Source organism: Nostoc sp. NMS4 (assembly GCF_017115095.1).
Classification (GTDB): Bacteria; Cyanobacteriota; Cyanobacteriia; order Cyanobacteriales; family Nostocaceae; genus Nostoc.
This window is the reverse complement of record NZ_JABXKI010000034.1, coordinates 1-13,559: the sequence shown is the minus strand read 5'-3', so window position 1 is coordinate 13,559 and position 13,559 is coordinate 1. Positions and strand designations below refer to the sequence as shown.

Annotated in this window: 13 protein-coding genes; 2 read left to right on the top strand and 11 right to left on the bottom strand. The window is 39.9% G+C overall.

Annotation, left to right across the window (positions count from 1 at the left end):
• Positions 1 to 537: 537 nt before the first annotated feature.
• The 5 genes from HWQ37_RS01165 to HWQ37_RS01145 all read right to left on the bottom strand — a co-directional run bounded on the left by HWQ37_RS01165 (position 538) and on the right by HWQ37_RS01145 (position 5,926).
• Positions 538 to 1,536 (bottom strand): hypothetical protein, encoded by a 999-nt coding sequence (locus HWQ37_RS01165; RefSeq protein ID WP_292742804.1) that lies wholly within the window; start codon positions 1,534 to 1,536, stop codon positions 538 to 540.
• A 27-nt stretch (positions 1,537 to 1,563) separates the two neighbouring features.
• Positions 1,564 to 2,799 (bottom strand): MFS transporter, encoded by a 1,236-nt coding sequence (locus HWQ37_RS01160; protein WP_292742802.1) that lies wholly within the window; start codon positions 2,797 to 2,799, stop codon positions 1,564 to 1,566.
• Between the two features lie 470 nt (positions 2,800 to 3,269).
• Positions 3,270 to 4,085: a hypothetical protein gene (locus tag HWQ37_RS01155; protein ID WP_292742800.1), complete on the bottom strand. Its 816-nt coding sequence runs from the start codon at positions 4,083 to 4,085 to the stop codon at positions 3,270 to 3,272.
• A gap of 567 nt (positions 4,086 to 4,652) precedes the next feature.
• Positions 4,653 to 5,051 (bottom strand): TIGR02588 family protein, encoded by a 399-nt coding sequence (locus tag HWQ37_RS01150; RefSeq protein ID WP_292742798.1) that lies wholly within the window; start codon positions 5,049 to 5,051, stop codon positions 4,653 to 4,655.
• A complete protein-coding gene (locus HWQ37_RS01145) occupies positions 5,048 to 5,926 on the bottom strand; it encodes a TIGR02587 family membrane protein (protein ID WP_292742796.1) in 879 nt (292 codons plus the stop codon). The genes HWQ37_RS01150 and HWQ37_RS01145 overlap by 4 nt, the downstream gene beginning before the upstream one ends.
• Before the next feature lie 386 nt (positions 5,927 to 6,312).
• Here HWQ37_RS01145 and HWQ37_RS01140 point away from each other — a divergent pair, with 386 nt between their 5' ends.
• The gene (locus tag HWQ37_RS01140) at positions 6,313 to 6,495 is read left to right on the top strand and encodes a CsbD family protein (RefSeq protein WP_292742794.1); all 183 of its coding nucleotides are present in this window, start codon (positions 6,313 to 6,315) and stop codon (positions 6,493 to 6,495) included.
• A gap of 236 nt (positions 6,496 to 6,731) precedes the next feature.
• Here HWQ37_RS01140 and HWQ37_RS01135 read toward each other — a convergent pair whose 3' ends face one another.
• The 4 genes from HWQ37_RS01135 to HWQ37_RS01120 form a co-directional block, all read right to left on the bottom strand.
• Complete coding sequence (locus tag HWQ37_RS01135) at positions 6,732 to 7,466, bottom strand: glutathione peroxidase (protein ID WP_292742792.1); 735 nt, start codon at positions 7,464 to 7,466, stop codon at positions 6,732 to 6,734.
• A gap of 77 nt (positions 7,467 to 7,543) precedes the next feature.
• Positions 7,544 to 8,473, bottom strand: coding sequence for an alpha/beta fold hydrolase (locus HWQ37_RS01130; RefSeq protein WP_292742790.1), 930 nt, complete (start codon positions 8,471 to 8,473; stop codon positions 7,544 to 7,546).
• 21 nt (positions 8,474 to 8,494) lie between these two features.
• A complete protein-coding gene (locus tag HWQ37_RS01125; protein ID WP_292742788.1) occupies positions 8,495 to 9,319 on the bottom strand; it encodes an SDR family oxidoreductase in 825 nt (274 codons plus the stop codon).
• A gap of 116 nt (positions 9,320 to 9,435) precedes the next feature.
• Positions 9,436 to 9,921 carry a glutathione peroxidase gene (locus tag HWQ37_RS01120; RefSeq protein ID WP_292742786.1) on the bottom strand — a complete coding sequence of 162 codons (486 nt, stop codon included), beginning with the start codon at positions 9,919 to 9,921 and terminating at the stop codon, positions 9,436 to 9,438.
• A gap of 501 nt (positions 9,922 to 10,422) precedes the next feature.
• Here HWQ37_RS01120 and HWQ37_RS01115 point away from each other — a divergent pair.
• Positions 10,423 to 10,878, top strand: a complete 456-nt coding sequence (locus tag HWQ37_RS01115) for a DUF2141 domain-containing protein (protein WP_292742784.1) — start codon at positions 10,423 to 10,425, stop codon at positions 10,876 to 10,878.
• A 94-nt stretch (positions 10,879 to 10,972) separates the two neighbouring features.
• Here the strand turns inward: HWQ37_RS01115 and HWQ37_RS01110 are convergent, their stop codons facing one another.
• Together HWQ37_RS01110 and HWQ37_RS01105 are read right to left on the bottom strand one after the other, a co-directional pair.
• A complete protein-coding gene (locus tag HWQ37_RS01110; RefSeq protein WP_292742782.1) occupies positions 10,973 to 12,127 on the bottom strand; it encodes a peptidoglycan-binding protein in 1,155 nt (384 codons plus the stop codon).
• A gap of 280 nt (positions 12,128 to 12,407) precedes the next feature.
• Positions 12,408 to 13,475: a DMT family transporter gene (locus HWQ37_RS01105; protein WP_292742780.1), complete on the bottom strand. Its 1,068-nt coding sequence runs from the start codon at positions 13,473 to 13,475 to the stop codon at positions 12,408 to 12,410.
• Positions 13,476 to 13,559 lie beyond the last annotated feature (84 nt).

The following is a 13,559-nucleotide window of genomic DNA, read 5'->3' as shown; positions in this document are numbered from 1 at the left end:
ATTTATTTTCAACATTTTGTGAAACGCGATTAGTCTTTTCAAAAACAACACACTCTTTTAAGTTAACCCAATACCTAGTTGATCATAACCCTGATTCTCTATTGGAAATAGCCAATTTATTAGAAACAATAGTTTCTAAATAAAAATTAATTCAAAGTCAACTTACAAGTATTACTGAGCAAGAAGTGGCTCAATATGTACGCGTAGGCGTAGCCCGCCGTAGGCATCGCATTTCTTACAGCAGTTTTCATGTATTTGAACCACAAATAGACCTCTCTCCTACGAGGAGAGAGGCTTTGATTTTCTCCCCTTCCCTACAAGGGAAGGGGCTGGGGGTTAGGTCTCATAATTGTGGTTCATTTACCTGAAAATCGCTGTAAATTGGATTCGTTCTATCCTTGGCTGAAATTATTTGTGAGAAATCTTTTCTTCATCCTTTGGGTTAGTCGTGGTAGTTTGAATCACTGTCTACCCCGAATTATTGAGCCGATACGTTTTTTGTTCCCAAATTATATTTTGGACAGGTCTATTGAGAAGTTACGTCTTCACAGGTAAACGAGAAATTGTCCATAAGATGAGTAGGAAGATTAAGTAAATTACGCCAACCAGCCCAAACTCAATCAGAGGGATATAGGTTACTTCGTAAATTCTGCCCAAGCCGCGTTCAGTCAGTGCATAAACGGCCAATACACTTACTAAAAAGACTCCGTAAATAGTACGTTTAGTCCAGATACCCAGAGGTAGTCCGTAAAGCTGAGTAAGTACTAAAATACCCAGAAAACCAAAGAGAAATGTTGGCCACTTGGTTTGTCCTAGCATCAATGACACAATGACACTATGTAAAAGCACTGAAATCTCTAAAGTGAATGTCCACCAACGGTTTACATGAGTGCGGTTAAAAATCAACGATGATTGGAGCAGAAGCAAGAACATATAGAGAAAACCAATTAAATGCCCCAAAGTCGCTTCCATTGGATGATACCAAAAGGTGTAGATGGCGGCGAAGGAGAAAAAATAGCCGTGATATAGCTTGATAATTTCCAAAAATTGTTTATGGAATGGAACAGAATTCCCAAAAAACAAACCGCGTCGAGGTGTTTCTAAAATCAGTACAAACACCAGTAGGAGGACAACCGCACCTTGAGAAGCCCAAATTGAAGTATCTTGAGCTAGAGCATCGTACCAAATATAGGTCTGGAGGAAGTGTAAAGCGATGAATACACCATTAATGGCAAGCATAAGGTAATTAATCGGGTGCAATGCTGATTTGTATTTCAACTGCGATGCCTGCGGCGGGCGTAGCCATCGCTGCGCCCACAAGATACACGCCCAGATGCTAAACTGATGCCCAAGGTACATACCCCAAGCCGTCGCTCGACTCCAAAAGGTTGGTTGAGGAAGCTTCCAGTAGTACCAGTTTAATCCTTGGTCAGGAAGTTTAATGATGCTTGCAGGAATGCTCCCACCGATCCAAATTGCGTAGGTGAGGAGAATGCTTACAAAGATGCCTAAAAATAATACTCGGCGACCTGTCATACTAATTCGTAATTCGTAATTCGTAATTTAAGATGTAGATTTTTCGGCTACACGTTCTGTGTTTGATTCAGATGCGCTTTTAGTTACTCGTAAACTAAGAGTCAATGCTACTAACATGACTAAAGTTCCGCTCAAAAAAGGAGCAGAACTGCCAAATTTCATAAAACTAACCCCTGCCCACGTTGGACCAGCGATGCGTGCCAATGCAGAGCAAGAACTGGCAATTCCTAATATTTGCCCTTGTTCTTCTGGGGGTGTCATCTGGGAAATTAAGCTGTTCAATATTGGTTGGCTGACACTAATTCCCCATGCTACAAGTGTGGTGGCGACTAATAATAAAGTTAAGCTTTGTGAAAATCCAATTAGCAGTAATCCTGAACCTAATCCTAATATTCCCAAGATAAGTAATTTGATTTCACCCAATTGTTTCTTGAGAAATCCGATTAGTCCTCCTTGAATGATTGTGCTGACAATCCCCATGAAGGCAAAAAGATAACTAGTTTGTTGAGGTCCCCAATTTAATTGCTGTTTAGACCATAAAGCCAATGTAGAATCCATAGCTGCAACAGCAAAGGTGACTAAAAAGTAGATGCCAACAAGCACAGAAAACTGTGAACGCTGTGTTAACTGTAGCAAGTTCAGCCGTTGCTGACGGTGGTGATAAACTTGGATTCTGGCTTTAGTCTCAGAATTTAGAGATTCTGGAAGTAATATCAAAGCACAAAGAAATGCCAATAAAGATAATCCGGCTGCGAACAATGACGGTAGATGAAAGTTAGCGTTATTCGGATCTGACCCGATTAGAAGACCTCCAATTGCTGGGCCGAGAATGAAGCCAAGACCAAAAGCTGCCCCGATTATGCCCATGCCACGAGCTCGATTAATTGGCGTGGTAATATCTGCGATGTACGCCTGAGCAGTAGCAATATTACCTGACATAATCCCAGCCAGACTACGAGCAATAAACAAAATCCATAATGAGTTGGCAAAGCCTAACCCCGTGTATGCAATTACCGAACCGAATAAAGTCAGTAATAAAATCGGACGGCGACCGTAGCGATCGCTAAATCTGCCCCATAATGGTGCAAATAAGAACTGCATTAAAGAATAAATAGCTACAACTAGAGTCGCTTCATTCGGTTTTGCACCAAATTGTTCGGCATACAAAGGCAGTATCGGCAGAATAATTCCGAAGCCAAGCAAGTCTATAAATACAGTCAAAAATAAGACGAATATAGCCCTGCCATTATTTTTACTCTCCATCTGTGCAATTCCCTTTGTATAAAAAAGATGTGTAACTTGGATTAGTTAGGGAATACTCGATTGTAAAGAGCCATTGAATGCAAACAGTCATCAATACAAGCAAAGTGTTTGAATTTCAGTGTGGTTGAGCAAAATAGCATGGAACAAACCCATTATAAAAATCAAGCCAATAATACTACTAATCAAAGCAACTATAATTTCGTGCTTCCGTATAGCTTTTTGGATCTTAGCGTCTATGATATTTTCTAATTCTTTGTATAACATTGAGTTGAATTTCGTTAAAGCTAATAATGATGTTTAACTTAACCAATTATCTGTAAGATTACAGTTTATTTATGTAGGGACAATACCTCCTGTGACAAGCTTTTTTGTGCCTACATTCGTTGACCCTACATATTGTAGTTTTGCCTAAAGTTAGTATTACATAAGTTTGAGTATTTCAAAAATATTTAACTAAATGAGAGCTATTCTTATTTCGACATCGTGTTAATATCAAAGCGTTGCCGTCGTTTTAAAAACGTACCTGAAATCCCAAAAGCTAATATTGCTAAGGTATAAGTTGGTTCGGGAACTGCAAGAATGCTTACCTGATTAATAGCCAAGCCATATTCTGGAGCAGAACTGCTAAAAACAAGTCGTGAGATGTTTGCAGTGTCACTACGAATCCCCAAGAATACTGCCGAATTATCTAATGCTAAGGACGAAATATTGGGAACGGAGAAAGTACCCAATAGGTTATTGGCGTTATCAAAAGCGGCGATCGAATTTTCAATTTTCAATTTACTAGTGTCTACAGCTATTTGAGTTCCAGCGCCAAAAACCGGCTGGGCAAAACTAATCGAAAAAGGCTCGCCGTTCCCCTTAGTACCAGGATCGGGAGTACCAGGAGGACGCGGGATAAACCCTGTTGGATCTATACCTCCGAAGAGAATAAAATCACCTAGACCGAAGTTACTCCGAATGCCAGGTGAAGGTAAAGTTTGAAAAACAAATGGTGGAGTAATTTGAGGGTTTTTCGTTGGAGTTATATTGATATCCAAGCCTAAACCACGTTGCGATGTTGCGGAAAAAGAGTTGGGCAAAAAAGCAGAGAATGCCGGAGCAGAGGGATTAAATACTTTACCTAAACTTTCCCAATTAACCTGATCGTTGCCGCCTAAACTAGCGCGCTCAGTGACTAAAAATGTAGCGGCTTTAACTGGTAATGGGATAACCGTTATTATGGCTGTGATTGCTGAAAAATATTTTACAGATAACTTAAACAATTGATTTATTACAACTCCCACAAGGTTTACTCCTTATTTTTTTAAAATAATATCATCAAAATGCATAAATTAAATACTCAAGATGAGGTAATGCATTGCTCTGGTTGAGAGAGTTAAAGCAACTGCTGTTATCAAGCCGACTGTCCTTAAATATGTCATTGCCGTTGTCCTCTCCACCATCAGTTAGGTTATTTGCAAAATTAGCAGAGATATTGTCATTGATCCACGAGCAAAATCCGATCGTCATTACTACTATTCAACAACAAATCATTGTTAGGAGTTCCAACAATAATAGATATCAAATATTCCTTGATAGTTTTGTATATCCAATGTATTTGATATTTGTAATGCTGACATACTACAAGTATTAAATTTATAAATTTCTGATGAAATATACCCCAAAACAGTTAATCCTATTTTATATCTCTGGCAGAATAAAAATACGATTATCTATTGCCTGAAATTATTTAATTTTTTCAAGGCTTGATCGCGGCAATAAATCAGAGGGCATTTTTCCTCCTGCCTCCTGCCTTCATTGATAAATAGATTATCCAATATTGTGGGGTATTTTTTTTATTTGTTAGCCATCTATGGTAATTTATAGCTACCAACACGTAGATTTAACTGACCTTGACGCGGGTTATGGCTGAATATAAATGCGCCTTCTTCACTTTCCCCACTAGATAAAAAGTCTATCTGTTGCTCTCCTGTTTCTGTAACTTTGCCGTCAATCAGTAACTCAGCCATAATCTGAACTGACTCGGCTGTGTCTCCTCCACTATTCACAACTTCAAAAGGAACATAAAACTGGCCATTAATTTCTCGAATTGTTGGTTTTTTAGTGACAGAAAGGATGGGAGGTTGATTTTTTTCGTTCAGCCAAGTGTAGCCTACTAGACTCACAGTGATTGCTAGGATGAATGAGGCGATGCTGAATGTTATCCACTCAGCTATTGAGCGCTTTGCTTCTTGTTCTGTTTTAGTCATATTGCTAACCTTCCGGCTGCACCACCAATACTTGCAGGTAAACCCAGCATCAATGTGCAATCTAACCACATTGTCCAGGGATCGCTAAAAGTTAACTTTTGAAAGAACCACAGCATAAAAGCACCTGCTAGCAGAGATACTAGGTAGGACATAATAGTTTCACTAGATGGTCGTTGAAAAATTCCCTTTTGCTGTCTGCGTTTTTGCTGGTCAGAAAAACCTGCCTGAAATACAATCCCATAAGAAATCAGTAAAGATGAGGCGATCATTACCAACTCCCAAGGTGGCGAGGTTGCGGCTGCTAGCATGATAATTTCATCTGTTGGAGCAATGTTAAATGCAATTACAGTTGCACCAATCAGAGTTGCACCCAAATCGGCGAAGGTAGCGTGTAACTCATCCCCTTTGTTCTTGGTTGTGCGATCCGTTTCTTGTCCTTGTGCATTACTGTTTTTAGTATCTCCCAAAAACTGGTTTGCTAATGCGACACCGAGAGCAAAGGGTACACTTTCAAAGATGATTTTACCTAAAGATTCCTTTAGAGAGGTTTCTGGTGTCAATTCTCGCAATAATAATAGCACAAAGGTAGAACAAGCTAGTCCGATTGCGATCGCTTCGACGGTATCGATTACGGCTTGATGAGCGAGGCCTGTATATCTGCGTTTCCGAAAGCCTTCTGTGTAATTGAGTAAGTAAACCACAATAAACATTAATGCGATCGCCATCATTATCAGTTGTGGTTTTACTAGCGATCCAATCCACCAAACTTCCATTGTATACAGTAAAGGTATGCCAAATAAAAAACCTCCACAACCGCCTCGAATGATGTCATTAATCTCATTCTTCCAGACATTTTGTTGACTTTTTGTTGACACTCCTTTATTTTCCTTTTATTTAAATTTTGCTATAACTTATAGTTCATTTATTTGGGAAAAAGTTATTTTTTTAATATATATAAATCTTATTTATAAAACGATCGTATTGTACATTGTGTGCTATTATCCTGACCGACATCTATCTTAAGTTAATATAATTTACCAAAATCTTCTCTCCGTTGATGGAGGTAACAAACAATACACATCTGTTAGGCTATGTAATAGCTTAGGGAATTCCAAGTAATAAAATATTGGTTATTTTATTACTTGTAGGATGAGCGTCTTGCCCGTCCTGTGAAATGGGCGGGCTTTTCGGTCCACTTTGCAAGTAGTAGTAATTTATTTTTGGAGTTCCCTTAATAAACTACAAGCCGGAGATAAAAACCATGAGTGCCGAAAAAAGAATAGAAGCCACTGCAAAAAATATTGAAGGAAAAATTCAAGAGGTTGTGGGTGAAATAACAGGTAATCCACAAGATAAAACTGAAGGACAAGCCAAGCAAGCTGAAGCTCAAGTGACTCACACCGTAGAAAATATTAAAGACGAACTTAAGAAAGCTTTAGAATAATTTCGCTTGTCTAGTGCAATAGCTATTTTACTAATGATTTTCTCCTAAATTTGTAACATTAATCACTCCGCTTTCTATAAGTTAGTGGGGTTTTTTATAGCGTAAAATCTGAAAGTGTTAACTAAGTTTGGGGGTTTAAGTCCCCTAGCTCCAGAGTCAGAATATTTTGTGACGGGGATTTAGACCCCGACACAAAACGTAATTACGAATTACGAATTACGAATTATTTAAGTCCCCTATTTAGCAGCGAAGTAGCTTTCTAATGCCTCAGAACCACCAATTAATTTACCATCGATAAACACTTGGGGAACTGTGGTCGCACCTGTAACTGCTTTTAACGACCGTGTGGTGATATCCTTACCCAAGGTAATTTCTTCGTAGCTGATGCCATGTTCCTTGAGCATTGCCTTCGCACGCGCACAGAAAGGACAACCCACTTTCGCAAACAGGGAAACTACTTCGGGCTTCACTGCTTGGGGGTTGATATATCTGAGCATTGTCTCAGCATCAGACACCTTAAAGGGATCTCCTGGCTCTTCTGGTTCAATAAACATCTGGTTAATTACACCATCTCTCACCAGCATAGAATAGCGCCACGATCGCTTCCCAAACCCTAAGTCTGATTTATCTACCAATAGACCCATACCTTCAGTAAATTCACCATTACCATCAGGAATTAGTGTGATATTTTCTGCCTCTTGATCCTTTGCCCATTCGTTCATCACAAATGCATCATTGACAGAAATACAGATAATGTCATCGACACCATTTTGTTTGAAAACCGGAGCTAATTCATTGTAGCCAGGTAGATGAGTGGATGAACAAGTCGGAGTATAAGCACCCGGTAAAGAGAAGACAACTACTGTCTTATTAGCAAATAGCTCATCGGTTGTCACATCCACCCACTGATTGTCCTTGCGGGTATGAAAAGTGACATTTGGTACTCTTTGTCCTCGATGATTGGGTAACATAATTTTGCTTGCCTTTAGTAATCAATTCCAGTCATAACCTATCATGGGAGAGCTGGTACAATGTAACTAGCAATCAGCTAAAAGACTTCATTAATGAATGGTGCGATCGCTGCTACAAATTCAGTGGTTGATTCATAAGGTAAAACATTACGTCCGTTTATTTTTATACCTCGACTTTTAGGCAAACAAGCAAGATAATGAGCCAAGCGTTCATCTGGCGTTTCTTTTTTATTATCTTGGCTAATACTCGATGCAGTTTCCCCCATAACCGCTAATGTCGGTTGCTGAATCGAGGCAATAAAACTAGTATAATCATCTCGCCAAAACCCTGCTAAAAAAGAAAATACTGCATGACGACTAGCAGGATTTTCTGCACCTGCAAGCAATGTATTTAACCACTCTGCATCTACAGCATTTTCAGAAGCAAAGAGTTGACGAATCGAGAAAGAACGTAAAAATTTTGGGGTGCGTGCATAGCGATAAAAAGCAATGCCAAAAGGCGAATCTAAGACATTCCAAAGGAATTTTCCCTGCCATTCTGGTGGTTTATTTGTCATCAAAGCCCACGTTGGCGGCCCAGAAAGTACCAATCCGGCAATTAAATTTGATTGCTTTTGGACTAATTGGATAGCAACTGGCAATAAAGCACCTTGCACTACTACAATAACAGGTTTTTGGACTACTGTTTGTAAAAAGAACTGTAATTGTTCTGCCCAATCACTAGAAGTGTAAGCTACATGGGGCATATCACTTTCACCACATCCTAGTAAATCAGGGTTGTAAATTGAATTACGCTGACCTATATTATACCACTCGCAACAAAATCGCTGCCAAAATCGCCGCGACAATCCCACACCAATCGGATGAATTAATAGTAAGGGAATGCCCTCAGATGTCGTATTAATTGGTTGATGAAGTTCATAGCTGCAACGATAATTCTGCCAACTATAAAACTGGCTAGGAGATGCTGTCAAATTGGTTGTGTTCGCTACAGCAGATGGTTGCATAATTCCTAGTTTTTAATATTGCTAAAAAATTATCTGTGGATGAATCAACTCGTATCCAGCTTCTTTGAGTTTTTCATTAGACACCCAAGCATTATATGGGCGAGTACTCTTAATAGATGTATCCCATTCTACTTTGGGCAAATTATATTGTTCAAATAAGCTATCTAACAAGTCTCGGCTGGTGAGATGTGCATCATCTACCAAATTATAAATTCCTTGCAAACGACGGTGACGGGCAAATTCTATTGCACCAACAATATCATCGAGATGAACCCAATTTGTGATATCATCGCCATTCCCCGGACGGGTTTTACCATAATATGTACCAAATATTTTCAACAGTTCTCTACCAGTTCCATAAATACCTCCTAAGCGGAAGATACAAACACGGAGATTTTCGCTAGATGCTGATAGTAATACATCTTCTGTTTTTCGGAGAATTTGTGCATTTAAATTAGGGGGTGCAAGTGGTGTTTCTTCATCTACCCATACACCATTCCTATCACCATATACTGCATAACTACCTGTGTATATTAATTGTTTGACACTCTTAATCTGCTGCAAGCATGAAACTAAAGTTTGGGCAGTTTGTAGATAAGTCTCTTCATACACTTCTCTATTTTTTGCCCCAATGCTCAAAACTACAACATCTTGATTGTGCAAAACTGATTTTAAACTATCTATGTCATTACCACAGGTAACTACAACTCTTTGAGATACTGATTCTAGGACAGATACACGCTCAGGCGAAGTTGTGGTTACACTGACAACAAAATTCATCTCTTGCTGCCAATATTGAGCAACTTTATAACCAACATAACCACAACCAATGATTGCAACATTCATGACAAATTAGACACAAATAAATTAAACTACTCATTGAGAAAGCCTTCTCAATTAAGGGACTGCTAAAAATCAATATCAATAGTACAACCTAATGACTAATGACTAATGACTAATGACTATTTTGCTAATTCTTCTTCAATTATGGCAATTATCTCTGGTGAATTTGGTTGGACACTACTATTAAATCTAGCTACTACTTCACCTTGCTTATTCACTAGAAATTTTTCAAAGTTCCAAGCAACATTTCCCGTTGGTTCAACGGCTTTAGTAAGTCGCTCATAAAGTGGATGCTGCTGTGAGCCTTTAGCATGAACTTTATCGAATAGTTCAAAGCTAACACCATATTTGCTCGTGCAAAATTGCACAATTTCTTCATTACTTCCTGGTTCCTGCGCTCCAAAATCGTTACAAGGGAACCCCAAAATACGTAACCCTGTTTCTCCATACTTCTGGTTCAACTTTTCTAACCCCTCGTATTGAGAAGTATAACCGCAGTAAGAAGCCACATTTACAATTAAGAGTACCTTCCCGGTGTAGTCGTTTAATTGCTTATCCTCACCGTTGATGGTCTTGACTGCAATATCCGAAATTGTGTTACTCATCTTGAATCTGATTTATAGGGAATATTGCCAAGTCTCCCATATTACAGGTACGCTAAACCCGGTTTGTTTAAGGAAATTAAGTTTGTTAGCCTTGTTGTAACAATTCTATGTAATTTATGTAGTTGCAAAACGCTATATCTTGTATAAACGGCTCGAACAATCCCCTATCTCAGGATAAATGTGGGAAATCTGCGTTGCTTTTAATACAAAATTTGGAGTGCAGGGATGAATTGATATACCTGATAAAGTCACGAAAAATTAATTTTTTGTATAAAAAGTTAACAACATCCAGAATTGGATACAATTCTGATACTGGAAAATACATCGCTATAAAGGATATAGTTGCTTAATTTGTTGCATCATGAGCTATATTTCATTAGGACTTACGCAAGAATTACGGAATAACGAACCGCAGAGGCACAGAGAAATCAGAGCTTGAGAGACATTTTGAGTAAGTTCTACTCATAATTTAGCGATCGCATTTTACCTTGTGAAAATTTTATGCTTAAAGGCTTAAGAGTTAGTATACTGCTATTGGCAGTTATGGGAAATTTAGGATGGTCGTTTAGTGCCAAGGCAAGTTTTAACGGCAAACTCACCGTGGAAATTGATGGCTTGAAGAATAAAGAAGGAGAAGTTTGTGCCAGTCTATTTGCTAGCAGTGAAGGATTTCCTAGCGATCGCGATCGCGTCTTACAAAAACAGTGTACCAAGATTACTGACAATCCTTTTGAAATTACCTTTAACAACTTGAAAGCAGGTAGTTACGCCGTTGCTGTCTTCCACGACCAAAATAATGACCGCACTCTCAATCGGAATATTTTGGGTATACCAAGCGAGGGTTTTGGATTTTCCAGCAACCCAGAAATTCGCACAAGCGCGCCCAAATTTAGCGAAGCAGCATTTTTAGTGGCAGGTCCAGATACCAATATCCACATCCAGTTGAAGTATTTTTAAGCTGACAGCAAATTTCAACTTGCGACACTGCCAATTTTAGATTTTAGATTTTTCCTTCAATCTAAAATCTAAAATCGAATCACTTCCTACTCTATTATTCTGGATCATTGTCTGAATCTTCCAGTAGACTTTGTTGTTCCGGCAAGCCACGTATTCTATTCATCTGAGTTAAAGCATATCGTGCAGTTGCTTGCACATCAGCATCTGGGTCTTCTAGGGCATGGCGCAGCATCTGACTCATTTGACCCATCATATCATAAACGCGCGTCAGGTCACGGATCGCATTTTGCCGCACTTGTGGGCTTTCATCTTGAATTGAAATTGCTAAAGCACGGTTCATCGGTTTGAGTGTGCGGATGCCAATTTCTGACAAAGCTGCCAAAATTAAGCTCCTTTCTTGAGAATCGGCATCAATTATCAGGTCAACCAGATGCTGAATTGCCCGTGAATCTCCCTTCTGACCCAAATCCCAAATAGCCTTGCGCCGCTTCGTTGGGTCAGAACTGTGTAAATCTTGAATTAATTCCTCAACAATATTGAGTTTAGCAAGACGGGAAGTTTTTTCTGGTAGCAGTAATTGCCCAGAAACTGGTGGTGGTGGTGGTGTTTGTGTTTGTATAGTAGTTACAGTCTGTAGTATAGTTGGTGTAATCGGGTTTTTGTTAGATTCAGTCAAATTTTTAGGCTCTGATATTTGGGACTTTTGCACTTGCTTTGCCTTTTGAAACCACTTCAGCAGATAAAGAAGTGAGCCAGTACATCCTAAAACTGCAATGGCAAATATTAACCACCAGACAAAACCCCTCTCGGTTGGCTTGGGTTTTGCAGAAGTCGCAGCAGTAGAGGCGACAATTGGAGAGGTGACTTTTGGAGAGTTGACAAACTGCTTTTTAGCTGCCAAAGCTGCTTGTAATTTCTCCTGAGTCGCCAGTCCTGCAAGTCCATCTACTTTTAAACCCTTTACTTTTTGGAATTTAGCTACAGCGATTTCCGTACTGGCGTTGTACTGTCCATCTAATACATCACTGTAGTATCCCAACTGCTTTAATTGGGTTTGTAGTCTCTGCACATCTAATTTTCGACTACCATATCTCAATACAGCCGGACTAGCGGTAACTGTTGAACTAGCTTGTGCAAGTTCTAAAATTTCAGGCGCTAGGTTAGGTGTAGCTGCACTCGAACGATTGGGGTAGAAACCCACGCAAGAAAAACAGGTAAATATCAGAATTGAGGAACGGCATAGCCTCATATTGCAAGTTTCAGCCTAAACGTGCTTTTGAAGTCTTCGATACCACAATAGCTTCTAGATGACCAAATGTTAACTGTTATTGGGCATTGGGCATTGGGCATTAGTTATTCTTCGTACTTAGATTACGAGTTCCAAACTATTTTAACGATTTAGGGACTTCCAAATAAAAAATACTCAAATACTTCTTGTGGGGTGGGTGTCTCACCCGCCCAACTTATATGGCGGGCAAGATGCCCACCCCACAATATTGGGATTGGGTAATTTATTTGTTGGAATTCCCTTAAGGTGAAATTTCTGGTTCAGATTCTCTGACTGCTATGGTTATTGGGTTCAATTTTTTAGCCGATGCTTCTAAAACTGGTTGCTGTATATTAGCTATTTCGCCGACAGTAACTGTGTCGTTTTGTCTTCCTAAAGTATCACGTTGGTTAATGAGATAGATGCTGATTAAAGTGAGAAATACTCCTACCCACTGCAACGGGCTGAGGACTTCTGAGAGGAAGAGATTGCCGAATAGTAGCGCAAAGATGGGTGTGAGGAAGGTGAGAGAACTGAGACTCGTGAGACTACCACTAGAGGCAAAGTAGAAGAATAACCCATAAGCGATCGCACTGCCAAATACGGTAGCATAAGCCAAAGCCATGAAATCAGCTCCTCCCAGATTTTCCCACTGCTGGGATTCAACAACTGATGAAATTCCCCATAGTGGCAATCCGCCCAAAATCATGTGCCATCCCGTAGCGCTTACGGGGTCAGCATATCGGCACACAAACCGAATCAATACTGTTCCCACTGCCATTGATAGCGCTGCTAACAGCATTAACCACTCGCCACTAGCAAATAAATCTTGCCAGTTGCCAATTGTGATATTCGCGCCTGAGTCGAGAAAATGTAAAATCCACTCATCAGGTAAGCCAATTAAACTAATGCCTGTGACTCCCAAGCCTAGCCCCAACCATCCCCAAAAACCAATGTGTTCTTGGAATAGCCACAACGACAGCAAGGCGACAGCCAAAGGTTGGGAGTCAATCATCACAGACCCTAACCCCGCACTAGTTCTGACTAATCCCTCTGCTAAAAAGCCTTGAAAAAGCGTCCCATCTACGAGGGCAAATAAGGCAATCGACAACCATGCAGCCCAACCCTTCGGCTGGGGTTTTCCCATGAATGCTGCTGCAATCAGAATTAACATCCCTGCTGGTATCAGCCGCACACCCGCCATGAATAGCGGTGTGGTATGGGGTATCACTCCTTTCATGGCTACCATTGCCGTCCCCCATAGGAAAAAGGGGGCGATTAACAATAGAGGGGCGAAGGGAAGTCGAGATGCACTGAGTTTCAGTTGCATGGGTTTGCTGATGCCTTTGTTTAACAAGCGCAAAAATTGCTTTACCCAATTTTACCGAATTATGTAGTTTTGCATAGGCATTGC